This window comes from Streptomyces sp. NPDC000594 (assembly GCF_040299965.1).
Taxonomy (GTDB): Bacteria; Actinomycetota; Actinomycetes; order Streptomycetales; family Streptomycetaceae; genus Streptomyces.
This window is the reverse complement of record NZ_JBEPCY010000048.1, coordinates 1-21,788: the sequence shown is the minus strand read 5'-3', so window position 1 is coordinate 21,788 and position 21,788 is coordinate 1. Positions and strand designations below refer to the sequence as shown.

Sequence of the window (21,788 nt, the reverse complement as noted above, 5' to 3'; positions counted from 1 at the left end):
CCCGGGGCCCGGGTCCCCCGATCCGGAACCCCCGGGAACCGGCAGTTCACCTGATGTTGTCCCCGATGTCGTCCGCTCTTCCCGTCCGGGAGGGGCGGACGCTGTCGTCTGGCGGAGGCCCGGAACCCGGTGGCCGATTCCGGTATTCCGTCGCGGAATACGGGGTCCGCCCCGGTGCGTCCGGTGAGCCGCAGGCGGGTGACGCGAGCGGCGGCCACAGCGGCGCGCACCAGGACCGCGGACCGATTCCGCAAGCCCCCGTGCGCCCCGCCCCCGGGAACTGACATCCTGGCTCCGCGCATCTCATCCACTGATCCCACGAACCGTGTGGGTTCCGGGGAGATGTCCAGGGCGGTCGGTCGCGGGGCTCAAGCACCTACGGTCGGGGGACAGAGGGGGTACAACCACCATGGCTCGTTGGAAGGCGCTTCCGGAGGATCTGGATCCGGAGGTCCGGGAGTTCGCCGAGCAGCTCCGCCGGCTCGTCGACGGCAGCGGGCTGAGTATCGCGGCGGTGTCGGACCGTACGGGGTACAGCAAGACATCCTGGGACCGGTATCTCAACGGCCGCATCCTCGCGCCCAAGGGCGCCGTGGTCGCGCTCGCCGAGGTGACCGGCGCCAGCCCGGTCCATCTCACCACCCTGTGGGAGCTGGCGGAGCGGGCCTGGAGCCGTGCCGAGGCCCGGCACGACCGCACGATGGAGCAGATACGTATATCCCAGGCGCGGGCGGCGCTGGGGGTCCCCGAACCCGCCGGGCGGGACGCCGTGCCACCGGCGGGATCCACCACCGGTTCCACCGCCGGGACAGCCGGGACCGCCGGGGGCCGTACGCCCGGTGGGGACGGCCCGGAGTCCGTCACCGGTCCCGGCCACCGCCGGGCCGCCTCCGCGCAGGGGGCGGGCCGCAAGGACGGCGGCCGCCGCCGCAATGTCATGGTGCTGGCGAGCGTGGCCGGGGTGGTGGCGGTCGTCGCGGCCGCCGTGTTCCTCACCGGAGTCGGCGGGGGCGGCGGCGACCGCACCGAGACGGCGGCCAACACCGCCGCCGAGCCGTCCCTCGCCTCCTCGGCCGGCTCCGCCAAGGGGGCCAAGGGGTCCGCGGGGCCGAGCACCGGCACCGGCACCGGCACCGATGACGACGCCTATGGCGCCGACGATGACGACGACCTCGACGACGACGGCGACGACGCGGACGACGAGGCCGATGACGACGACGCCGCCGAGGCGAAGTGCACCGGGGAGAGCTGTACCGGGGGCAACCCCGAGGCCATGGGCTGCGGCGGCGACCTCGCCACCACCGTCTCCTCGGTGACGGTGGGCGCGGCCGAGGTCGAGGTCCGTTACAGCGAGGTCTGCCGGGCCGCCTGGGCCCGGGTCGCGGACGCGACGCCGGGCGACACGCTGGAGATCAGCACCGACGGCAAGGGCCTCCAGAGCGGGGTGGCCGACGCCGGGGGCAACGCGTACACGGCGATGACCGCGATGCCGGAGGGCACCATGGCGACCGCCTGTGCCACCGTCAAGGCGACCGGCGCGAAGACCTGCACCGAGGAGAACTGACCGGGCGCCACCCCGTACGACCCCGCGCACCCGACGGGCACCGCACCCGTACCGCCTCCCCTTCCTCCCGGGCCCCTCCCGGGGCCGTCCGCGGGGCACCGCACCCGCTGCCCCGTACACCCTTCAGTGGCGTGATCGGCGCCACAAGGACCCGGGGTCGCGGGGTGGACGGGGTCGGATAGCCTGACCGCTGGATGTCTCTTCACATCAAGATTCGTCCGTCCGCGTCACCGGAGGCCCCTGGGCCGTCTCCCCGGTCCGGACGGCACCGCGCGGGAGCGTGACCGGGTGCGAAGGGGCGTCCCCACCCCGGGGCAGGGACCCCCAACGCCAGCTGTCTTACGGAGATCGCCATGACCCGCACTCCCGTCAACGTCACCGTGACCGGCGCGGCCGGCCAGATCGGTTACGCGCTGCTGTTCCGTATCGCCTCCGGCCACCTCCTCGGCCCGGACGTTCCGGTCAAGCTGCGCCTTCTGGAGATCACCCCGGCCCTCGGCGCGGCCCAGGGCACCGCGATGGAGCTGGACGACTGCGCCTTCCCGCTGCTGCGCGGCATCGACATCACCGACGACCCGAACGTCGCCTTCGACGGCGCCAATGTCGCCCTGCTCGTCGGCGCCCGCCCGCGTACCAAGGGCATGGAGCGCGGTGACCTGCTGGAGGCCAACGGCGGCATCTTCAAGCCGCAGGGCAAGGCGATCAACGACCACGCCGCGGACGACATCAAGGTCCTCGTCGTCGGCAACCCGGCCAACACCAACGCCCTGATCGCCCAGGCGGCGGCCCCGGACGTACCGGCCGAGCGCTTCACCGCGATGACCCGCCTCGACCACAACCGCGCCCTGTCGCAGCTGGCCGCGAAGACCGGCTCCACCGTCTCCGACATCAAGCGTCTGACGATCTGGGGCAACCACTCGGCCACCCAGTACCCGGACATCTTCCACGCGGAGATCGCGGGCAAGAACGCCGCCGAGGTCGTGAACGACCAGGACTGGCTGGCCGACACCTTCATCCCGACCGTCGCCAAGCGCGGTGCGGCGATCATCGAGGCGCGGGGCGCGTCCTCCGCCGCCTCCGCCGCCAACGCCGCGATCGACCACGTCCACACCTGGGTCAACGGCACCGCCGAGGGCGACTGGACCTCCATGGGCATCCCGTCCGACGGCTCCTACGGTGTGCCGGAGGGCCTGATCTCCTCCTTCCCGGTCACCACCAAGGACGGCCGCTACGAGATCGTCCAGGGCCTGGACATCAACGAGTTCTCCCGCGCCCGCATCGACGCCTCGGTGGCCGAGCTGGCGGAGGAGCGCGAGGCCGTGCGCGCCCTCGGTCTCCTCTGACCTCTTCTTCCCCGGGCCTTTCCGCCCCGGCGACCCACCCGTGCCGGAGCCCCGGCCGGGTCGGTCATCTGTTCGTCCTTTCCGCCCCCGTCTGCCTTTTCGCTGGCAGCGGGGGCGGAGTGCGTGGGGGCCCGCCGGGTGCCCCCTCCCCGTTCAGGGAATCGGCCCCACCGCGGGCACCCCGATGAGCACACTGAGTACATGAATGAGTACGGTGAGGGAGCACCCGCTTATCTGACCTTCCGGGTGATGCCCCAGCAGGGACCCATCGCCGCCTTCGCCGAGGAGGAGGCGCTGCGGGCGCGGGAGCGCTATCCGGAGCTGATGGGCATGGGGTTGCCCACGTTCTACTTCACCAGGGAGTCCGAGCGGGGCGGCTGGGAGATCCTGAGCGAGGGCGGCACCACCCCGCAGAGCGCCCGGGACGGCCTCGGCACGCACTTCCGCCGGATGGCGGCCGACTCCGACAGCGGAAAGCGCGCCAAGGCGGCGATGGCCGCGGTGGACAAGCTCGAATGGGTCGCCGTGAACGAGATGACGGTGCTCCACCGCCGCTACCGGATCGTCCGCTCCGAACAGTTCATCCGGATGGGCCCCGACGGACCCGAACCGCCCCGCCCCTCCGACCCCGACCCGGGGCGGCGCACCCCGGGCGAGTCCCACGCACTGCCCAGCCGGACCCCCGGCTTCATGATCGACCCGTACACCGGCACCGGGCTCTCCGAGGGGCTGCTCCGCTACGACCTGGCGAACTTCGTCGTCGCCCCCGGCGCCGTCACCGAGGAGGTCTTCCGCGACGCCCAGCGGGCCCGGCACACCCACCCGGGGACGGTGCTGCTCCCCGCCGAGTTCGCCATCGCCGAGCGGGAGGCGGGGCGCTGGCGCTCGTACACCGGCTCGTGTCCCACCCCGCAGGGCGCGCGGGACGCCCTCACCACCCACTTCCGTATCGTCAAGCCCGCCCTCCAGGAGCTGACCGAGACGGCGGAACGGGCCTACGCGGAGGCCGCCGACCGCTTCGACGAGGGGTGCGGTACGGGGGTCTCGGTGCTGGGCCGCCACTTCCGGGTCATCCGTGTCGAACAGGTCGTACGGATCGGTCCGGACGGGCCTGAGCCGCCGCGACCCTCCGACCACGACCCCGAACTGCCCGCCTCCGCGCATATGAAGAAGATGAAGGAGGCGGGTCTGTGGGAGGAGCCCGCCGAGGACGACCCGCCGGTCGAGCTGACCCCGCAGCAGCGGCGGCTGATCACCCTGATGGAACGGGACCGCTCCCGCCGCCGCGCCCGCGCCGAGGCCCGGGAGACCCGGCTGCGGGAGGGGGGCGGCCACCGGCCCGGGGAGGACCGTTCGCCGGAGGCGCCGGAGTAGCGCCCCGCCCCGGTGCCGCCCCGGTCTCAGCGGTCGGTGCGCGGCCGGCCCGGGGTGGGGTGGCCCGGGACCATACGGGTGCTCACCGCGAAGCGGTTCCAGGCGTTGATGACGGTGATGCAGGCGATGAGCCGGGTCAGCTCGGTCTCGTCGAAGAGCGCCGCCGCCCGCGCGTACACCTCGTCCGGGACGAAACCGTCCGTCAGGACGGTCACCGCCTCGGTCAGTTCCAGCGCGGCGGCCTCCCTGGGGGTGTAGAAGTGACGGGACTCCGCCCAGGCCGACAGCTGGACGATCCGCTCCACCGACTCCCCGGCCGCCAGGGCGTCCCGGGTGTGCATCTCCAGACAGAACGCGCACCGGTTGATCTGCGAGGCGCGGATCTTGACCAGCTCCAGCAGGACGGGGTCCACGCCCTGCCGGGCCGCCGCGTCCAGCTGGACCATGGCCCGGTAGACCTCCGGGGCCCGCTCGGTCCAGGCGAGACGGGCGGGGTGTTCGGGATTCCTGGGTGCTCTCTCCGTGCTCATACGGCCAATCTAGAACCGTGGTGGCCTGGCGGTATGGTCCATTCCCATGATGGATTCCCGGTCCACTTCCCCCTGGTCCGGGCCCGGCGCCGACCTCCATCTGGAGCTGCGCGGCACCAGGCTGCGTGCCGGTTCGCACACGGGCCCAGGCACCGGTCCGCGCACCGGGCTGCGGGCCGGGCTGACGGACGCCCTCCGGGAGGCCGTACGCGACGGCCGGCTGGCCCCGGGCACCCGGCTGCCGTCCTCCCGCTCCCTCGCGGCCGATCTGGGCGTCGCGCGCAACACCGTCGTGGACGCCTACGCCGAACTCGTCGCCGAGGGCTGGCTCACCGCCCGCCAGGGCTCGGGCACCCGGGTCGCCGCCCAGGCCGTCACCCTGGCAGCGCCCCGTACCGCCCGTACCGCCCATCCCGCCCGTACCGCCGACACGGGCCGGACCGGGCCCGGCACCCCCCGGTACAGCCTGGTCCCGGGCTCGCCCGATCTCTCCTCCTTCCCCCGGACCGCCTGGCTCCGGGCCGCCCGCCGTGCCCTCACCGACGCCCCGAACGAGGCGTTCGGCTATGGCGACCCGCGCGGTCGCGTCGAACTCCGTACCGCCCTCGCGGGCTATCTGGCCCGGACCCGGGGGGTCCGCTGCGACCCGGACCGGATCGTGGTCTGCGCGGGCTTCGCCCACGGCCTGACCCTGCTGGCGGGGCTGCTGCGGGCCCGGGGCGCGGACGCGGTGGCCGTCGAGTCCCATGGCCTCGATCTGCACCGCGCCCTCCTGGCCGAGCGGGGGCTGCGGCTGCCGCCCCTGCCCTTCGACGCCCGGGGCACGGTGACCGGGGCCGGGGTGACCCCGCCGGGGACGGCGGCGGTGCTGCTCACCCCCGCCCACCAGTTCCCGCTGGGCAGCCCGCTCCACCCGGACCGGCGCACGGCCGTCGTGGACTGGGCCCGCTCGACCGGCGGTCTGATCGTGGAGGACGACTACGACGGCGAGTTCCGGTACGACCGCAGACCCGTGGGCGCGCTCCAGGGGCTCGACCCCGACCGGGTGGTCTACTGCGGTACGGCGAGCAAGGCCCTGGCGCCGGGGCTGCGGCTCGGCTGGCTGGTGCTCCCGGCGCGGCTGGTGGACGAGGTGCTCGCGCTCAAGGGGGGCGTACGGGCGAGCGACTGGGCGCTGAGCACCCCCGACCAGCTCACTCTCGCCGGGTTCATCGGCTCGGGCGCGTACGACCGGCAGGTCCGGGCGATGCGGCAGCGCTATCGGAGGCGCCGGGACGAACTGGTCGCCGCCCTCGCCGAGCGCGCCCCGGGGGTCGGGGTCAGGGGGATCGCGGCGGGGCTGCACGCGGTGCTCGACCTCCCGCCGGGCACGGAGGACGCCGTCGTACGGGCCGCCGCCCGGCGGGGGCTGGCGCTGGAGGGGCTGTCCGGCTTCCGCCACCCGGAGGTGCCCGCCACCGGTGACGCGCTGGTGGTCGGGTACGGCGGCCCCTCGGACAGCGCCTGGCCGGGGACGCTGGACGCCCTCTGCCGCGTCCTGCCGACAGATGACAGGTGACAGGTGAGGCGGTACGGCAAAGGGGGCGAAAGGTGTGATGTTCCTACCGGTGGACGGTGAACGGAGCGCCGCCCACTAGTCTGTCGGGCGATCCGGCATATGCGGACGGCGGGACACGACCGCCGGCCCGCCATGGAGCGGATCGGCGGACAGTGGCGAGCGACGGGGGCGGGGACCGCATGGCGGGGCGCAGACTGAGGTCGAGCACGGTGGTACTCGGCGGTATGGGGGTACTCGCGCTGACGATCACCTCCTGCGGTGGTTCCGAGCCCGACCGGCGCTGTGCCGACCCCCTGACCCAGGCCCAGCTGCCCAGCTACGAGTGCGGCACCTCCACCGGGTCCGGCAGCTACTACTACGGCGGCGATGTCACCGGCGGCACCGTCCAGGGCGGCTCCTTCACCAAGAGCGCGGTCGAGCGCGACGGTTTCGGCTGCTCCGGCTCCGGCGGCGGCTGAAACGTCACGGCACGGACAGGACCGCTACCCCGATGAGACGCCACACCATCGAGCCCCGCCCCGGCTGGCAGCAGATCGTGGAGGAGCAGGGCTGCGTCTATCCGCTGACCCGCTTCCCCGACGGCTCGCTCCGCCCGTACTGGGACGAGAGCGCCTACTACAGCTTCTCGCTGCCCGAGATCGAGGCGCTGGAGGAGGTGGTCGAGGAACTCCACGCGATGTCCCTGGCCGCCGCCGGGCACATCGTGGCCCGGGACCGCTTCGCCGAACTCGGCATCACCGACCCCCGGCTGGCCGCCCTGGTGGCCGAGTCCTGGCACCGCAGGGCGGAACTCCCCTCGCTCTACGGCCGGTTCGATCTGCGCTACGACGGCACCGGGCCCGCCACCCTCCTGGAGTACAACGCCGACACCCCCACCTCGCTGGTCGAGGCGGCCAGCCCGCAGTGGTTCTGGATGGAGGAACGATTCCCCGGCGCCGACCAGTGGAACTCCCTCCATGAGCGGCTGGTCGACGCCTGGCGGCGGCAGGCCGCGCTGCTGCCCCCGGGGCCGCTGCACTTCGCCCACTCCGCCGGGGACGAGCTGGGCGAGGACCTGATGACCGTCGCCTATCTGCGCGAGACCGCCCAGCAGGCCGGTCTGGAGACCGAGGCGCTGCCGGTGGAGCGGATCGGCTGGGACCGGATCTCCGGACGGTTCGTGGACGAGAAGCTGCGGTTCATCCGCTCCTGCTTCAAGCTCTACCCCTGGGAGTGGCTGACCACGGACCGGTTCGGTCCGCATGTCCTCGACACCCTCGACAACGGCGGCGGCACCGGTTCCACCTGCTGGATCGAGCCTGCCTGGAAGATGCTCCTCTCCAACAAGGCGCTGCTCGCGATCCTCTGGGAGCTGAACCCGGGCCATCCCCATCTCGTCCCCGCCTATCTCGACGGGCCCCGGGAGCTGGCGGAGCGGGGCGGCTGGGCGGCCAAGCCGCTGCTGGGCCGTGAGGGCGCGGGCGTCACCCTGCATCCGCCCGGCGCCGACCCCGTCGTCCGGGACGAGCCCTGCTGCTACCAGGCCCTGGCCCCGCTCCCCGACTTCGACGGCAACCGGGTCGTCCTCGGCGCCTGGGTGGTCGAGAACGAGGCCGCCGGGCTCGGTATCCGGGAGTCCGCAGGACCGGTCACCGACGGCTATGCCCGCTTCCTCCCGCATGTGATCCTCTGACACCCCCGGGCACCCCGACCGACACCCCGGGTGCTCCGAACGGCCCCCGGTGCTGCCGGGCTCACCCCGAGAGCACCGCCCTCAGCTGCTCAAGACCCCAGTCCAGATCCTCCTTCCCGATCACCAGGGGCGGCGCGAGCCGGATGGTCGAGCCATGGGTGTCCTTCGCCAGCACCCCCCGCTCCATCAGCCGCTCCGAGATCTCCCGGCCGGTGCCCAGCGCGGGGTCGATGTCGACCCCGGCCCAGAGCCCCCGGCCCCGTACCGAGGTCACCGCACCGGTACCGGTGAGCAGCCCCAGCTCCCGGTGGAGGTGCTCACCCAGCTCGGTGGCGCGCCGCTGGTACTCGCCGGTGCGCAGCATCGCGATCACCTCCAGGGCGACGGCGCAGGCCAGCGGGTTGCCGCCGAAGGTGGACCCGTGTTCGCCGGGGCGGAAGACCCCCAGCACCTCCCGGGACGAGACCACCGCCGAGACCGGGACCACCCCGCCGCCGAGCGCCTTGCCGAGCACATAGACATCGGGGACCACCCCCTCGTGCTCACAGGCGAAGGTCCGGCCGGTGCGCCCCAGGCCCGACTGGATCTCGTCCGCGACAAAGAGCACATTCCGCTCGCGGGTGATCCGGCGGACGCCCTCCAGATAGCCCGGGGGCGGCACCACGACCCCCGCCTCGCCCTGGATCGGCTCCAGCAGCACCGCCACGGTGTTCTCCGCGGTGACCGCGGTGTCCATCGCGGTGAGGTCGCCATAGGGGACGATCTCGAAGCCGGGGGTGTACGGGCCGTAGTCCGCGCGGGCCTCCGGATCGGTGGAGAAGCTGATCACGGTGGTGGTCCGGCCGTGGAAGTTCCCGGCGGCCACGACGATCTTGGCCAGGTTCTCGGGGACGCCCTTCACCCGGTACCCCCATTTACGGGCGGTCTTCACGGCCGTCTCGACCGCCTCCGCGCCCGTGTTCATCGGCAGCACCATCTCCATCCCGCACAGCTCCGCCAGCCCCGTACAGAACTCGGCGAACCGGTCGTGGTGGAAGGCGCGGGAGGTGAGGGTGAGCCGGTCGAGCTGGGCTCTGGCGGCGTCGAGCAGTCGGGGGTTGCCGTGTCCGAAGTTCAGCGCCGAGTAGCCGGCGAGCATGTCGAGGAAGCGCCGCCCCTCGACATCGGTCATCCAGGCCCCCTCGGCCGACGCGATGACGACGGGGAGCGGATGGTAGTTGTGTGCGCTGTGGGCCTCGGCCGCGATGATCGCACGCTCGGATGCAGACACAGGATCTCCTCATCTCGCAGAGACAGGGCGCCCGGCATGGGCGGGATGTCCCGCCCCTGGTTCTATCGTCGCTCGCATCCCGGAGACGGAAACCTCGCGGGACAGGCGCGTCCGCGGTGTGTTCCCCGGTGCGTCCGCGATGCGTTCCCCGGTGTGTTCCTCGTCTCATCGGGGCCGGCCCCGGACGGCCGGGACCTCCGGCTCCGCCACCGGCCGTCCCCACCGTCCCCGCCGCCCCCGCACCGGCGAACGGCGATCTCCTCCCCACCTGAGAGAATGCGGGGCATGGCCCAAGACCACCCGCCCGTCACCCAGCCCGTGCCCCCGCGCAGTGACGCCGCGCCGCACTCCCGCCCCCGGGCTCTCTCGGGTATCCAGCCCACCTCGGGCTCGTTCCACCTCGGCAACTACCTCGGGGCGATCCGCCAGTACGTGGCGCTCCAGGAGACCCACGACGCGTTCTACATGGTCGTCGACCTGCACGCGATCACGGTCCCCCAGGACCCCGCCGATCTGCGCGCCAACACCCGGCTCGCCGCCGCCCAGCTGCTCGCCGCCGGTCTCGACCCCGAGCGCTGCACCCTCTTCATCCAGAGCCATGTCCCCGAGCACGCACAGCTCGGCTGGGTCATGAACTGCCTCACCGGCTTCGGCGAGGCGTCCCGGATGACCCAGTTCAAGGACAAGTCGGCCAAGCAGGGTGCCGACCGGGCCACCGTCGGCCTCTTCACCTACCCGATCCTCCAGATCGCGGACATCCTCCTCTACCAGGCCGACGCGGTCCCGGTCGGCGAGGACCAGCGCCAGCACATCGAGCTGACCCGCGACCTCGCCGAGCGCTTCAACACCCGCTTCGGCTCGACCTTCACGGTGCCCGCCCCGTACATCGTCAAGGAGGTCGCGAAGATCTACGACCTCCAGGACCCGGCGGTCAAGATGAGCAAGTCGGCGTCGACGCCGAAGGGCCTGATCAACCTTCTGGACGAGCCGAAGGCGACCGCGAAGAAGGTGAAGAGCGCCGTCACCGACACCGACACGGTGATCCGCTTCGACCCGGTGGAGAAGCCCGGTGTGAGCAATCTGCTCACCATCTACTCCACCCTCACCGGACGGTCGATCGAGGCCCTGGTGAAGGAGTACGAGGGCAAGATGTACGGGGCCCTGAAGACCGATCTCGCCGAGGTCATGGTGGAGTTCGTCACCCCGTTCCGGGCCCGTACCCAGGAGTACCTGGACGACCCGGCGGAGCTGGACGCGGTGCTCGCCAAGGGAGCGGAGAAGGCCCGCGCCGTCGCCGCCACCACCCTGGCCACGGCGTACGACCGGGTCGGCTTCCTGCCGCCCGCGCGCTGAGGCCCCGCCGCACACCACGGCCGGCCCTCCGCCCGGACCGGGGCGCGGGGGCCGGGCCAGGGCCGGCCGGACCTCCCCACTGTGTCCAACGCCTCTGGCCACATCCGCCGTACAGCCGCCACACTGGCGGCTGTACGACCACCACGCGGTGGTGACCACCGTTCCATGGGCGCGCCCACGCCCATCGGATGACTGAAGGAGAACGACGTGGGGACCGTAACGCTCGGCGTTTCGATCGCGGTCCCGGAGCCCTACGGCAGCCTGCTCCAGGAGCGGCGCGCGGGCTTCGGTGATCCCGCCGCGTACGGCATTCCCACCCATGTCACGCTGCTCCCGCCCACCGAGGCCGACCCCGCGCTGCTGCCCGCCGTGGAGGCGCATCTGACCGAGGTGGCGGCCATGGCGGCGGCGTTCCCGATGCGGCTGCGCGGGACCGGGACCTTCCGTCCGGTGTCACCCGTGGTCTTCGTCAAGGTGGTCGAGGGCGCGGCGGCCTGCTCCTGGCTCCAGAAGCAGGTCCGTGACGCCGCCGGCCCGCTCCGGCGCGAGCTGCAGTTCTCGTACCACCCGCATGTCACCGTCGCTCATGCCATCGCCGACGAGGCCATGGACCGGGCCCATGAGGAGCTGGCCTCCTTCGAGGCGGCCTGGAGCTGTGCGTCGTTCGCCCTGTACGAGCAGGGGCCGGACGGGGTCTGGCGGAAGCTGCGCGAGTACGCCTTCGGGGGCGGCATCGGGTCGGTCCCGGTCCAGGGCTCACCGGTGGACGAGCCCGCGCCCTCCGCCCCCTGACGGCCCCGGCGCGCTCAGGCCTCCAGCCGGCGGAAGAGCGCCCTCGGGACATGGCGCAGCGCCGCCATCACCACCCTCAGTGACCCGGGCACCCAGACCAGTTCGGAGCGCCGCCGCAGCCCCCGCTCCACCGCCAGGGCCACCTCCTCCGGGGTGGTGGCGAACGGCGCCTCGGGCAGCCCTGCGGTCATCCGGGTCCGCACAAAACCGGGTCGTACCACCATCACATGGACACCGGTGCCATAGAGCGCGTCCCCCAGCCCCTGGGCGAAGGCGTCCAGCCCCGCCTTGCTGGAGCCATAGATGAAGTTGTCGCGGCGGGCCCGCTCGCCCGCCACCGAGGAGAGCACCACCAGGGAGCCGTGGCCCTGGTTCTGGAGCGCCGCCGCGCAGACCAGCCCGGCCGAGACGGCGCCCGTGTAGTTGGTCTGCGCCACCCGGACGGCGGCGGACGGATCCCCCTCGTCGTTGGCCTGGTCGCCGAGGATCCCGAAGGCGAGCAGCACCATGTCGAGGTCGCCCTCCGCGAAGACCTTTCCCAGGGTCTCCTCGTGCGAGGCCGGATCGAGGGCGTCGAAGGCGACGGTACGGACCTCCGCGCCCAGGGCGCGCAGCCCGGCCGCCGCGCCGTCCAGCTCGGCCGAGGGGCGGCCGGCGAGCCAGACGGTACGGGTGCGGCGGGTGATCAGCCGGCGGGCGACGGCCAGGCCGATCTCCGAGGTGCCGCCGAGGACGAGCAGGGACTGCGGGGTGCCGAAGGCGTCCTTCATGGCTGCTGCTCCTAGGGTGATCAGGGGGTCGGGGCGTCGGTGCTTCGGTGCGAGGGCGGGGCGCCGGTCAGAGGTCGAGGCGCCGGGCCAGGTCCGAGGTGAAGACACCCCGGGGGTCCAGCGAGGCCCGCAGTGCGCGGAAGTCGCCGAGCCGGGGGTACATCCCGGCGAGCAGCTCCGGCCGCAGCCGGGAGTCCTTGGCGAGATAGACCCGCCCGCCGGCCGCCGCGACCTCCTCGTCCAGCTCGTCCAGGAAGGGCCCGAGGTCGGTGAGCCCGGCGGGGATGTCCAGGGCCAGGGTCCAGCCGGGGAGCGGGAAGGAGAGCCAGCCGGGATCGCCCTCGCCGAAACGCTTGAGGACGGCGAGGAAGGAGGGGCAGCGGCGGCGGGCGATCCGCTCCACGATCCGCCGCAGGGTCTCCTCCTGGCCGTGTCCGACCACGAACTGGTACTGGACGAAGCCGTCCCGGCCGTAGACGCGGTTCCAGTGCGGGACGGTGTCCAGGGGGTGGAAGAAGGCGGCCAGTGACTGGAGTCCGCCGGTCCGCGTACGGGGGGCGGCGCGGTACCAGACCTCGTTGAACAGCCGCACCGTGGTCCGGCCGAGCAGCCCCCGGGGGAGGAGCGGCGGGGGCGCGGGCAGCCGTCCGGGGCGGAAGGCGAGGGGGGTGCGCCGGGCGCGCGCGTCCAGCGCGTCCAGGGGGGCGTGCTCCCCCCGGCTGAGCACCGAGCGCCCCAGCGCCCTTCCCCGGGCGAGCAGATCGATCCAGGCGACGGAGTAGCGATAGCGGTGGTCGGTGGCGGCGAGCCGGGCCATCAACGCGTCCAGATCGGTGGCGCGTTCGGTGTCGACGCACATCAGTGAGGTCTCCACGGGGTGCAGCCGGAGGGTGGCGGAGAGGATCACCCCGGTGAGCCCCATGCCCCCGGTGGTCGCGTCGAAGAGGTCCGTACCGGGTTCGAGGGTGTGGATCCGGCCATCGGCGGTGAGGAGTTCGAGCTGTCGCACATGGCGCGAGAACGCGCCGCTGATGTGGTGGTTCTTCCCGTGGATGTCGGCGGCGACCGCCCCGCCGACGGTGATGTGGCGGGTCCCGGGGGTCACCGGGACGAACCAGCCGAGCGGGAGCAGTACTTCCATCAGCCGGTGGAGGCTGATCCCGGCGTCGCAGACCACGGTCCCGGACACCGCGTCGATGGAGCGGACCCGGTGGAGGGCGGTCATGTCGAGCACCGTGCCGCCCGCGTTCTGCGCGGCGTCGCCGTAGGCCCGGCCGAGTCCCCGGGCGATGCCGCCCCGTGCGCCCCAGGCGCGTACCGCCTCGGCGGCCTCCTCGGGGGAGCGGGGGCGGACGACGGAGGCGGTGGTGGGGGCGGTGCGGCCCCAGCCGGAGACGGTGACGAAGGGGTCGCCGGGGTCCGCCGGGGGGAGGGCGGCGGGGTCGGGGCGGTGGTCGACAGCAGCCATAGACGCGACCGTATCGCCGCTTATGCCCACATTTTTGTAGTGATCGGTGGACTCGCCGAAATGGGTGATTAAACGAGTGTCATCAAAGAATGGCGTGAATTGTCGGTGGGTGGCCCAGAAGAGTCGGGCCGGGCGTCCGTCAGGGTCACAGGAAGGGGTGGCGGATGAGGTACGGGAACTGGGCGGCGGCCGACCGGGGAGTGCTGGCCCTCGCGGTCCGCGCCGGTGCGGCCCTGCCCGCCGTCGGCACCGCCGCCCGCGGGCTCTCCCTCGCGGGCGAGCACGGGGCGCTCTGGCTGACGACGGGGCTCGCGGGCGCGGCGGCCGACCGCCCCCGCCGGGACGCCTGGCTCCGCGCCACCGCGGTGGTGGCCGCGGCCCATCTCACCGGCGTGGCCCTCAAACGCGCGACCCGCCGCCCCCGCCCCCCGGGCGCGGGTTCCCCTGCCGGCCCTTCGCCCGCCGGTGACCGGTCGCCGTCCCTGGACCCGGGTCCCCCCGGCCGGGGCGACCGGCCACCGCCCGCCGGGCCCCTGCCCTGGGGCTCCGGTACTTCGCCCCGGCCCGGTGATCCCCGGCCTTCGGGTGCCGACGGTGGGCCGCTGTCCCCGGAGGGCCGGGGCTTCGATGTGGGCGGGGTGGTGGCGTCTCCCGCAGTGTTCCGGGGCGCGAGCCCAGGGTGGTCGGCGCGGGGTGGCCACCGGCCCTCGGGCCCGGTGGGCCGGTGGCTGGCCGGTGTCTTCCGGCATCCGGGTGCCGGTGGCGCGTCGCTGGCCCCGGGGGAGCGGGCCCCCGGCGTGGACCGGTCGGCATCGTTCCCCGGGGTGCCGCGCGGCGTGGGCACGTGGGCCGGGCTCGGGCGGTACTCGTTTCCCAGTGCGCATGCCGCGTCCGCCACCGCCGCGGCCGTCGCCTTCGGGGCGCTGCTGCCCGCCCGGGGGGCCGCCCTCGGCTGGCTCGCCGCCGGGATGTGCCTCTCCCGGCTGGTCATCGGGGTCCACTACCCCACCGATATCGCGGCCGGAGCCGCCCTCGGCGCCCTCGCCGCCCGCCGGGGCGAGCGCTGGGTGCACGGCCGGAGGCCGTCATGACCGAGCACGGGGCCGCCCTGCTCGACCGGCCGGAGCGCCCCCGCCGCCCCCGCCGCTCCCGTCGGCTGCCGCCGCCCCGTGCCCGGGGCCTGCCCGCCGGGCTCCTGCGGACCGCCCGCCCCCGCCAGTGGGTGAAGAACCTCCTGGTCGCCGCCGCCCCCGCCGCCGCCGGGCAGCTGGACTCCCTGGCCAACCTCGCCCGGCTCGCACTGCTCTTCGCCCTCTTCACCGCCGCTGCGGGCGCCGTCTATCTGGTCAACGACGCCCGCGACGCCGAGGCCGACCGCGCCCACCCGTCCAAGTGCCGGCGGCCCGTCGCCGCCGGAGAGGTGTCCCCGGCCGCCGCGTACACCACCGGCGGGCTCCTCGCCGCCCTCGCCGTCCTCGGCGCCGCCACCCTCTGCAACACCCTGACCGGGGTGCTGATCGTCGGATACCTCGCCCTCCAGCTCGCCTACTGCGTCCGGCTCAAGCATGTGCTGGTCGTCGACATGGCCGTGGTCACCACCGGCTTTCTGACCCGGGCGATGATCGGCGGGGTCGCCCTCGGCATCCCGCTCTCCCGCTGGTTCCTGATCACCACCGGCTTCGGCGCGCTCTTCATGGTCGCGGCGAAGCGGTACTCCGAGGCCGTGCGGATGGCGGACGGCAAGGGGGAGACCCGGGCGCTGCTCACCGAGTACACCACCGGCTATCTCCGCTTCGTCTGGCAGCTCGCCGCCGGGGTCGCGGTGCTCGGCTACTGCCTCTGGGCCCTGGAGGCGGAGGCCGCCGGAGCCGGGTGGATGCCCTGGCGGCAGCTGTCGATGATCGCGTTCATCCTGGCCGTGCTGCGGTACGCGGTCTTCGCCGACCGGGGAACGGCGGGTGAGCCCGAGGAGGTGGTGCTGCGGGACCGGCCCCTCGCGGTGATCGGGCTGGTGTGGGCGGCGATGTACGCCTGCGCGGTCGCGGGCCTGTGAATCTCTCCAGAGCAGCCCGTGAGCTGCGAACTTCCCGGGGTAGGCGTACGCCATGGACTGGCTGACCAAGGTACCCGGGATGGCGCGCCTGATGCGGACGCACGCCTGGCGCAGTTACGAGACGCTGGAGCGGGTGCACTGGGCCCGGCTGGCCGCCGCCATCACCTTCCTCAGCTTTCTGGCGCTCTTCCCGCTGGTCACCGTCGCCGCCGCGGTGGCCGCCGGGCTGATCGGGAAGGAGCGGCTGGCCGACTTCGAGCAGCGGATCGCGGAGCAGGTGCCGGGCATCTCCGAACAGCTGGACCTCGGTTCGCTGGTCGCCAACGCCGGTACGGTCGGTCTGGTCGCGGGCGCCCTGCTGCTGGTCACCGGTGTCGGCTGGGTCGGCTCCATGCGGGACTGCCTGCGGGCGGTCTGGGACCGGGACGGCGAGGAGCAGGGGAACTTCCTGCTCCGCAAGGTCAAGGACGCGGGGATCCTCCTCGGCCTCGGCGGCACCGCGCTGGCCTCGCTCACCGCCTCCGCCCTGGGCACCTCGGCCGTCGGCTGGGGCGCCGAGCGGCTCGGCATCGACCGGGGCGGGGCGGGCGGCGTCCTGCTGGCGGTCGCGGCGCTCGCGGTGGCCGCCGTCGCCGGGTTCCTGATGCTGCTCTATCTGCTCACCCTGCTGCCCGGGGTCCGGCCGCGGCGCTCCCGTCTGCTGGTCGCCGGGGTGATCGGCGCGGTCGGGTTCGAGCTGCTGAAGCTGCTGCTCAGCGGATATATGCAGGAGGTCGCCTCGAAGAGCATGTACGGGGCGTTCGGGGTGCCGGTCGCACTGCTGCTCTGGATCAACTTCACGGCGAAGCTGCTGCTCTACTGCGCCGCGTGGACGGCGACCCCCGACGCCGACGCTTCCGACGCCCCCGACGCTCCCGCGTCCGAGCCCGTATCCGAGCCCGCGTCCGAGCCCGCGTCCGGGCCGGTGTCCGGGCCGGTGTCCGGGCCCGGCAAGGGTCCGGGGCCCGTCAGCCCCGGTGCGTCGGCCAGCGGCGGTTGACCACGAACACCCCGCCCGCCAGCGCCACCAGCACCCCGCCCGCGATGGCCAGCGCCGTCCCCATTCCGCCGGAGGGCTCCTCCGCCGACGCCGAGGCCGCCGCTGCCGCCCCCGCCGGCCGCCCCGCCGCGGGTGACGCGCTCGCACCCTGGGACGGACCCGCGCCACCGCTCTCCGCCGACTTCGGCGGGACCAGCTCACCCACCGGGGTCACCTTGCCCGTCGCCGCGAAGCCCCAGTCCAGCAGCCGCTCGGTCTCCTTGTAGACGGCGTTGTTCTCCTCGGACTCCGGGTTCATCACGGTGACCAGCAGGACCCTGCCGTTCCGCTCGGCGACCCCGGTGAAGGTCGCCCCCGCGTGGGTGGTGTTGCCGTTCTTGACCCCCGCCAGACCCTTGTACGGGGCGAGCCCGAAGTCCCCCGTCAGCAGCCGGTTGGTGTTCACGATCTCGCCCTCGCCGGGGAAGTCCGCCCGTACCGTCGAGGCGTACTCCCGGAAGTCCTTCTTCTGGAGCCCGCTGCGGGCGATCAGGGTGAGGTCGTACGCGGAGGAGACCTGGCCCGCCGCGTCGTAGCCGTCGGGGGAGACCACCTGGGTGTCCAGCGCCTGGAGCTCCTCGGCGTGCGACTGCATGTCCCGGACGGTGAGGTCCATACCGCCGTTCAGCCCCGCCAGGACATGGACCGCGTCGTTCCCCGAACGGAGGAAGACCCCGAGCCACAGATCGTGGATGGAGTACGTCCCGCCCTCCTTGACCCCGACCACACTGCTGCCGGGGCCCACGTTCTCCAGTTCCTCCGGCGAGACCTTGTGGGTGGTCGCCTTCGGCAGCTTGGGCAGCAGGGTGTCGGCGAAGAGCATCTTGAGGGTGGAGGCCGGGGGCAGCCGCCAGTGCGAGTTGTGGGCGGCCAGGACCTCCCCGCTCTCGGCGTCGGCGACGATCCAGGACCGCGCCGTCAGATCCTTGGGCAGGACCGGGGCGCCCGTGCCCAGGCTGACCTGGGTGCCCGCCATGCCCAGCCGGGCACCGCCCACCGTCGACATGGCCGTCGGGGGAGCCGGCTGCTTGCGCGCGCTGCCGGACTTGCCCTTGGGCTTGTCGTCATGGGTGTCCGCGGCGGCGGGAGCGACGGCCAGCACCGGGAGCAGCGAGGCGGTGGCGACCACCAGGGCGGCCCTTCCCGCGCTCCTTCGCAGCCTCCCTCCCCCACTCGTCCCCCCACTCGTCGTCACCTTCGTCCTCACGCGGCTCCTCGCGGTGTTCTTCAGGGCGGACACGCAGGTGAACGTACAGGGAAGCATGGAAAATATGCTTATCGGGTTCAGGACTCGCCGGGGGGACCGCTGAGTCAGCCCACCCGGACGGACGCGACCGATGACCTCATCCGGACGGACGCGACCGGTGACCCCGTCCGGACCGGCCCGACCGATGACCCCGTCCGGGCGGACAGGACCGGTGGCCCCACCCGGAGGGACCGGCTCCGCCACCGCCCGGGATACTGGGCGCATGAAGCTCAGCCGCCCCGTCTCCTGGTTCCTGCTCGCCTTCGGGGTGTGGAGCTGGGTCATCTGGATCACTTTCGTCAAGAACCTCTGGCAGGACGGCAGCGGATTGGCGTTCGATGAGGCCAACGAGCCGACCGGCTACTTCTGGGTTCATCTGATCCTCGCTGTCACATCCCTGATTCTGGGGACGGCCGTCGGAGTCATCGGGTTGCGCGGGGTTCGTGCTCTGCGGCGTGAAGAATAAGGGAGCTGTCTGTGATTGCCGTCGTCTTACTGGTGATGGTCGCTGTGCTGGCCCTGGTGGTGGGGGCGCACTGGTATGTGTGGCGCAGAGTCGTCCGGGACACGACCGAAGGACCGGGGCCGGCCCGCCGCATCGGCACGGTGGCGGTCATCGTGCTGCCGGTGCTGTCGGTGGGCGCGGTGCTGTCCAGCCGGGCGGAGGCGCCCTTCTGGCTCCAGCGGCTCATCGCCTGGCCGGGGTACATGTGGATGGCGGTGCTGCTCTATCTGGTGATGGCGCTGCTGGTCGGCGAGGCGGTCCGGGCTATCTGGCTGCGGAGCGACCGGAAGTCCGCCGCGCCGGGGACCGCCGAGGCCGTCCCGGTGCCCGGGACGGCGACGGTCACCCCGGCCACCGCCCCGGCCATGGCCTCACCGGCCGCCGACCCCTCCGTACCCCCGCCCGCCGACTCCTCCGTACCTCCGGCCGGTGACGCGTCCGTACCCCCGGCCGCCGACCTCTCCGTACCCCCGGCCGGTGACACGCCCGCCGGCCTCCTGGAGACCAAGCCCGCCCCGGAGCCCTCGGCCGCCGTCTCCCGACGGCTCTTCGTCTCCCGGGTCGTCGGAGCGGGCGCCGCCGTCGCCGCCGTCGGCATCGTCGGGAACGGCACCCGGGGAGTCCTGAACGGGCCCACGCTGAAGCGGGTCACCGTCACCCTCGACAAGCTGCCGCGCTCCGCCCACGGCTTCAAGATCGCCCTGGTCGGTGACATCCACCTCGGCTCCTTCCTGAGCCGGTCCCACACCCAGCGGGTCGTGGACACCATCAACGCCGCCCGGCCCGATCTGATCGGTATGGTCGGCGACCTGGTCGACGGTGATGTCTCGCAACTCGGCCCGGAGGCCGAACCCCTCGCCCAGCTGCGCGCCCCCCATGGCTCCTTCTATGTGGTCGGCAACCACGAGTACTACTCCCACGCGGGGGAGTGGGTGGACCGGGTCCGCGAACTCGGCCTCACCCCGCTGGAGAACGAGCGGGTCGAGATCGCCGCCGGATTCGATCTCGTCGGGGTCAACGACGTCCAGGGCGAGTCCGTGGGACACGGACCCGATTTCGCCAAGGCCCTCCGCGGCCGGGACCGCTCCCGTGCCTCCGTCCTTCTGGCGCACCAGCCCATCCTGGTCCACGACGCCGATGAGCACGGCATCGACCTCCAGCTCTCCGGCCATACCCACGGTGGACAGCTGTGGCCCGGCAACTATGTCGCCGAACTGGCCAACCCCACGGTGTACGGACTGGAGCGCCACGGCGACACCCAGCTCTATGTCACCCGGGGCGCGGGCGCCTGGGGTCCGCCGGTGCGCGTCGGAGCAGAGTCGGACGTCACGATTGTCCAGCTCGCATCCCGCCAACCCTAGTCATCCCGACACGCGTTGTGAATGGCCCATTTCGGCTCTGGGCATCCTGGAGCCGCAGTGGTTTCATCCCCTATTCCTGCCCGAGTGGCTTGAAGGGGACTACCGATCATGCACTGGACGCGTCCGCGCGTATGGATCACAAGCGCGGTGGTGGTGCCCGCCGTGGCCGTCGGCGGCTGGCTGACGTTGGCGCCGGGGGAGGGGAGCGAGGGGCCGATCACCGTCGGCACCAGTGATGTGATCACCTCCCTCGACCCGGCGGGCGCCTATGACGCGGGCTCCTGGGCGCTCTACAGCAATGTCTTCCAGTCACTGCTGACCTTCCGGGCCGGGAGCCCGACGCCCGTCCCGGACGCCGCCGAGAAGTGCGCCTTCACCGGCGGCGGGCTGAAGAGTTACCGGTGCGAACTCCGTCCGGGACTGCGCTTCGCGGGCGGCGGCGAGGTCACCGCGGCCGATGTGGAGTACTCCTTCGAGCGGATGCTGCGGATCAAGTCGAAGCAGGGTCCCGCCGGGCTCTTCGCCAATCTGAAGAGCGTCTCGGCCCAGGGCCGGAAGGTGACCTTCCAGCTCCATAAGGGGGATGCCACCTTCCCCCAGAAACTGGCCACCGGAGCCGGTTCCATCGTGGACAGCGACGACTATCCCGAGGACCGGCTCCGCAAGGGCACCTCGGTCACCGGCTCCGGCCCCTATCTCCTCAAGCGGTACGAGCAGGGCAAGCGCGCCCGGCTGGAGCCCAACCCCGACTACCGGGGCGCGGTCAGAAAGACCGGCGGCCCCGTCGAGGTGCGCTACCACCCCACCTCCGACGCCCTCGCCAAGGCATGGAAGTCCGGCGGGCTGGACGTCATCCACCGGCAGCTCCCGGCGGACACCCTCGCGGAGCTGAACCCCAGCGATCCCGATCTGCGGGTGAGCGAGGCCCGGAGCCCGGAGATCCGCAATCTCGTCTTCAGCCTGAAACCCGGGAAACCGACGGCGGAGACCGCCGTGCGCCAGGCCATCGCCACCGTGGTCGACCGGGGCACGCTGGCCCGCCGGGTCCACCGCTCCACCGTGCAGCCGCTGTACTCGCTGATCCCCCAGGGGGTCCTCGCCCACAGCAACCCGTTCTTCGACACCTATCCCGAGGGGAACATCGACCGGGCCCGGAAGATCCTCCAGGAGGCGAACATCGAGACCCCGGTGAAGATCACCCTGGGGTACTGGGAGGACACCTCGCCCGCCAAGGAGGCGGCCGAGGTGAAGCGGCAGCTGGAGGCGAGCCGGCTCTTCGAGGTCCGTACCGCCTCCGCCGAGTGGACCACGTACCAGCGCCGTTTCACCGACGGCCGGTACGACGCCTTCCTCATCGGCTGGTTCTCCGATTTCAACGACCCGGACAGCTTCACCCAGCCCCTCGTCGGCCGGAACTCCGTCCTCCACAACGGTTATCGCAATGACACCGTCGACCGGCTGATCGCCCGGACCCAGCAGTACGAACGGCGCTCGCGCGCCACCTCGGCCTTCAAGGAGATGCAGCGCGAGATCGCCAAGGATGTGCCGATGCTGCCGCTCTGGCAGCGGACCGAGTACGTCCTGAGCAACCGGGGTGTCGGGGGCTCGCAGTATCTGACCGACGGCACCGGCGTCTGGCGCCTCTGGGAGCTGAACCGGCTCTAGTGACCTGAGTCGGAGAGCCCGGACACCGGAGGCCGGGCCCGACCCCCGTCCGGGCCCGACCCCCGGCCGGGTGTCGGCCGGGCATCGGCTCTAGGTCGTGTCTTCAAAGTCCCGTCTGCCGGCCGAGCCCTGGCACGCACACTCGCGATGTTGTCGTCGGTCGCCGATGCTCCGCATGGACTCCCT

Annotated in this window: 19 protein-coding genes; 14 read left to right on the top strand and 5 right to left on the bottom strand. The window is 72.8% G+C overall.

The window, feature by feature from the left end; genetic code table 11:
* The first annotated feature begins 409 nt into the window (after positions 1-409).
* From ABT354_RS35435 to ABT354_RS35425, 3 genes are all read left to right on the top strand, one after another.
* Positions 410-1,564 (top strand): helix-turn-helix domain-containing protein, encoded by a 1,155-nt coding sequence (locus tag ABT354_RS35435; RefSeq protein ID WP_351501627.1) that lies wholly within the window; start codon positions 410-412, stop codon positions 1,562-1,564.
* Positions 1,565-1,917: 353 nt separating this feature from the next.
* The gene (locus ABT354_RS35430; RefSeq protein WP_351501625.1) at positions 1,918-2,907 is read left to right on the top strand and encodes a malate dehydrogenase; all 990 of its coding nucleotides are present in this window, start codon (positions 1,918-1,920) and stop codon (positions 2,905-2,907) included.
* Between the two features lie 201 nt (positions 2,908-3,108).
* Positions 3,109-4,281 carry a DUF5954 family protein gene (locus tag ABT354_RS35425; protein ID WP_351501623.1) on the top strand — a complete coding sequence of 391 codons (1,173 nt, stop codon included), beginning with the start codon at positions 3,109-3,111 and terminating at the stop codon, positions 4,279-4,281.
* A 26-nt stretch (positions 4,282-4,307) separates the two neighbouring features.
* Here ABT354_RS35425 and ABT354_RS35420 read toward each other — a convergent pair whose 3' ends face one another.
* Positions 4,308-4,811 (bottom strand): carboxymuconolactone decarboxylase family protein, encoded by a 504-nt coding sequence (locus ABT354_RS35420; protein WP_351501620.1) that lies wholly within the window; start codon positions 4,809-4,811, stop codon positions 4,308-4,310.
* A gap of 46 nt (positions 4,812-4,857) precedes the next feature.
* Here ABT354_RS35420 and pdxR point away from each other — a divergent pair, with 46 nt between their 5' ends.
* The 3 genes from pdxR (at position 4,858) to ABT354_RS35405 (ending at position 8,041) form a co-directional block, all read left to right on the top strand.
* Positions 4,858-6,369, top strand: coding sequence for a MocR-like pyridoxine biosynthesis transcription factor PdxR (pdxR, locus tag ABT354_RS35415; protein WP_351501618.1), 1,512 nt, complete (start codon positions 4,858-4,860; stop codon positions 6,367-6,369).
* A gap of 179 nt (positions 6,370-6,548) precedes the next feature.
* Entirely contained in the window at positions 6,549-6,827 is a 279-nt protein-coding gene (locus tag ABT354_RS35410) for a hypothetical protein (protein ID WP_351501616.1), read from the top strand.
* Positions 6,828-6,859: 32 nt separating this feature from the next.
* The gene (locus ABT354_RS35405) at positions 6,860-8,041 is read left to right on the top strand and encodes a glutathionylspermidine synthase family protein (protein ID WP_351501614.1); all 1,182 of its coding nucleotides are present in this window, start codon (positions 6,860-6,862) and stop codon (positions 8,039-8,041) included.
* A 61-nt stretch (positions 8,042-8,102) separates the two neighbouring features.
* On the opposite strand, the gene rocD is transcribed toward ABT354_RS35405, so the two are convergent.
* Positions 8,103-9,311, bottom strand: a complete 1,209-nt coding sequence (rocD, locus tag ABT354_RS35400; RefSeq protein WP_351501612.1) for an ornithine--oxo-acid transaminase — start codon at positions 9,309-9,311, stop codon at positions 8,103-8,105.
* Between the two features lie 276 nt (positions 9,312-9,587).
* On the opposite strand from rocD, the gene trpS reads away from it, so the two are divergent.
* Both trpS and ABT354_RS35390 read left to right on the top strand, forming a co-directional pair.
* A complete protein-coding gene (gene trpS, locus ABT354_RS35395; RefSeq protein WP_502983564.1) occupies positions 9,588-10,664 on the top strand; it encodes a tryptophan--tRNA ligase in 1,077 nt (358 codons plus the stop codon).
* A gap of 207 nt (positions 10,665-10,871) precedes the next feature.
* Positions 10,872-11,456 carry a 2'-5' RNA ligase family protein gene (locus ABT354_RS35390; RefSeq protein WP_351501608.1) on the top strand — a complete coding sequence of 195 codons (585 nt, stop codon included), beginning with the start codon at positions 10,872-10,874 and terminating at the stop codon, positions 11,454-11,456.
* 14 nt (positions 11,457-11,470) lie between these two features.
* Here the strand turns inward: ABT354_RS35390 and dprE2 are convergent, their stop codons facing one another.
* Both dprE2 and dprE1 read right to left on the bottom strand, forming a co-directional pair.
* Complete coding sequence (dprE2, locus tag ABT354_RS35385) at positions 11,471-12,226, bottom strand: decaprenylphospho-beta-D-erythro-pentofuranosid-2-ulose 2-reductase (protein ID WP_351501606.1); 756 nt, start codon at positions 12,224-12,226, stop codon at positions 11,471-11,473.
* A 67-nt stretch (positions 12,227-12,293) separates the two neighbouring features.
* Positions 12,294-13,694, bottom strand: a complete 1,401-nt coding sequence (dprE1, locus tag ABT354_RS35380; RefSeq protein WP_351501604.1) for a decaprenylphosphoryl-beta-D-ribose oxidase — start codon at positions 13,692-13,694, stop codon at positions 12,294-12,296.
* Between the two features lie 164 nt (positions 13,695-13,858).
* Here dprE1 and ABT354_RS38155 point away from each other — a divergent pair, with 164 nt between their 5' ends.
* Genes ABT354_RS38155 through ABT354_RS35365 form a run of 3 tightly spaced genes read left to right on the top strand, consistent with a single transcriptional unit; the run spans position 13,859 to position 16,786 of the window.
* A complete protein-coding gene (locus tag ABT354_RS38155) occupies positions 13,859-14,785 on the top strand; it encodes a phosphatase PAP2 family protein (protein WP_502983563.1) in 927 nt (308 codons plus the stop codon).
* Entirely contained in the window at positions 14,782-15,747 is a 966-nt protein-coding gene (locus tag ABT354_RS35370; protein ID WP_351501602.1) for a decaprenyl-phosphate phosphoribosyltransferase, read from the top strand. Before ABT354_RS38155 ends, ABT354_RS35370 begins: the two co-directional genes overlap by 4 nt.
* A 52-nt stretch (positions 15,748-15,799) precedes the next feature.
* Positions 15,800-16,786 carry a YihY/virulence factor BrkB family protein gene (locus tag ABT354_RS35365; RefSeq protein WP_351501599.1) on the top strand — a complete coding sequence of 329 codons (987 nt, stop codon included), beginning with the start codon at positions 15,800-15,802 and terminating at the stop codon, positions 16,784-16,786.
* On the opposite strand, the gene ABT354_RS35360 is transcribed toward ABT354_RS35365, so the two are convergent.
* A complete protein-coding gene (locus ABT354_RS35360) occupies positions 16,755-17,954 on the bottom strand; it encodes a D-alanyl-D-alanine carboxypeptidase family protein (RefSeq protein ID WP_502983562.1) in 1,200 nt (399 codons plus the stop codon). The two genes, ABT354_RS35365 and ABT354_RS35360, sit on opposite strands and share 32 nt — an antisense overlap.
* A gap of 340 nt (positions 17,955-18,294) precedes the next feature.
* Between ABT354_RS35360 and ABT354_RS35355 the strand changes: the two genes are divergently transcribed.
* The 3 genes from ABT354_RS35355 (at position 18,295) to ABT354_RS35345 (ending at position 21,602) form a co-directional block, all read left to right on the top strand.
* Entirely contained in the window at positions 18,295-18,537 is a 243-nt protein-coding gene (locus tag ABT354_RS35355; protein ID WP_351501597.1) for an SCO4848 family membrane protein, read from the top strand.
* A gap of 11 nt (positions 18,538-18,548) precedes the next feature.
* Complete coding sequence (locus ABT354_RS35350; RefSeq protein ID WP_351501595.1) at positions 18,549-19,937, top strand: metallophosphoesterase; 1,389 nt, start codon at positions 18,549-18,551, stop codon at positions 19,935-19,937.
* Between the two features lie 108 nt (positions 19,938-20,045).
* A complete protein-coding gene (locus ABT354_RS35345; RefSeq protein WP_351501593.1) occupies positions 20,046-21,602 on the top strand; it encodes an ABC transporter substrate-binding protein in 1,557 nt (518 codons plus the stop codon).
* Positions 21,603-21,788 lie beyond the last annotated feature (186 nt).

Excerpts from the sequence above, each read along its gene's own strand:
- ABT354_RS35435 (WP_351501627.1), top strand. The coding sequence starts at position 410 with ATGGCTCGTTGGAAGGCGCTTCCGGAGGATCTGGATCCGGAGGTCCGG.
- ABT354_RS35430 (WP_351501625.1), top strand. The coding sequence starts at position 1,918 with ATGACCCGCACTCCCGTCAACGTCACCGTGACCGGCGCGGCCGGCCAG.
- ABT354_RS35425 (WP_351501623.1), top strand. The coding sequence starts at position 3,109 with ATGAATGAGTACGGTGAGGGAGCACCCGCTTATCTGACCTTCCGGGTG.
- ABT354_RS35420 (WP_351501620.1), bottom strand. The coding sequence starts at position 4,811 with ATGAGCACGGAGAGAGCACCCAGGAATCCCGAACACCCCGCCCGTCTC.
- pdxR (WP_351501618.1), top strand. The coding sequence starts at position 4,858 with ATGATGGATTCCCGGTCCACTTCCCCCTGGTCCGGGCCCGGCGCCGAC.
- ABT354_RS35410 (WP_351501616.1), top strand. The coding sequence starts at position 6,549 with ATGGCGGGGCGCAGACTGAGGTCGAGCACGGTGGTACTCGGCGGTATG.
- ABT354_RS35405 (WP_351501614.1), top strand. The coding sequence starts at position 6,860 with ATGAGACGCCACACCATCGAGCCCCGCCCCGGCTGGCAGCAGATCGTG.
- trpS (WP_502983564.1), top strand. The coding sequence starts at position 9,588 with ATGCGGGGCATGGCCCAAGACCACCCGCCCGTCACCCAGCCCGTGCCC.
- dprE2 (WP_351501606.1), bottom strand. The coding sequence starts at position 12,226 with ATGAAGGACGCCTTCGGCACCCCGCAGTCCCTGCTCGTCCTCGGCGGC.
- dprE1 (WP_351501604.1), bottom strand. The coding sequence starts at position 13,694 with ATGGCTGCTGTCGACCACCGCCCCGACCCCGCCGCCCTCCCCCCGGCG.
- ABT354_RS38155 (WP_502983563.1), top strand. The coding sequence starts at position 13,859 with ATGAGGTACGGGAACTGGGCGGCGGCCGACCGGGGAGTGCTGGCCCTC.
- ABT354_RS35370 (WP_351501602.1), top strand. The coding sequence starts at position 14,782 with ATGACCGAGCACGGGGCCGCCCTGCTCGACCGGCCGGAGCGCCCCCGC.
- ABT354_RS35365 (WP_351501599.1), top strand. The coding sequence starts at position 15,800 with ATGGACTGGCTGACCAAGGTACCCGGGATGGCGCGCCTGATGCGGACG.
- ABT354_RS35355 (WP_351501597.1), top strand. The coding sequence starts at position 18,295 with ATGAAGCTCAGCCGCCCCGTCTCCTGGTTCCTGCTCGCCTTCGGGGTG.
- ABT354_RS35345 (WP_351501593.1), top strand. The coding sequence starts at position 20,046 with ATGCACTGGACGCGTCCGCGCGTATGGATCACAAGCGCGGTGGTGGTG.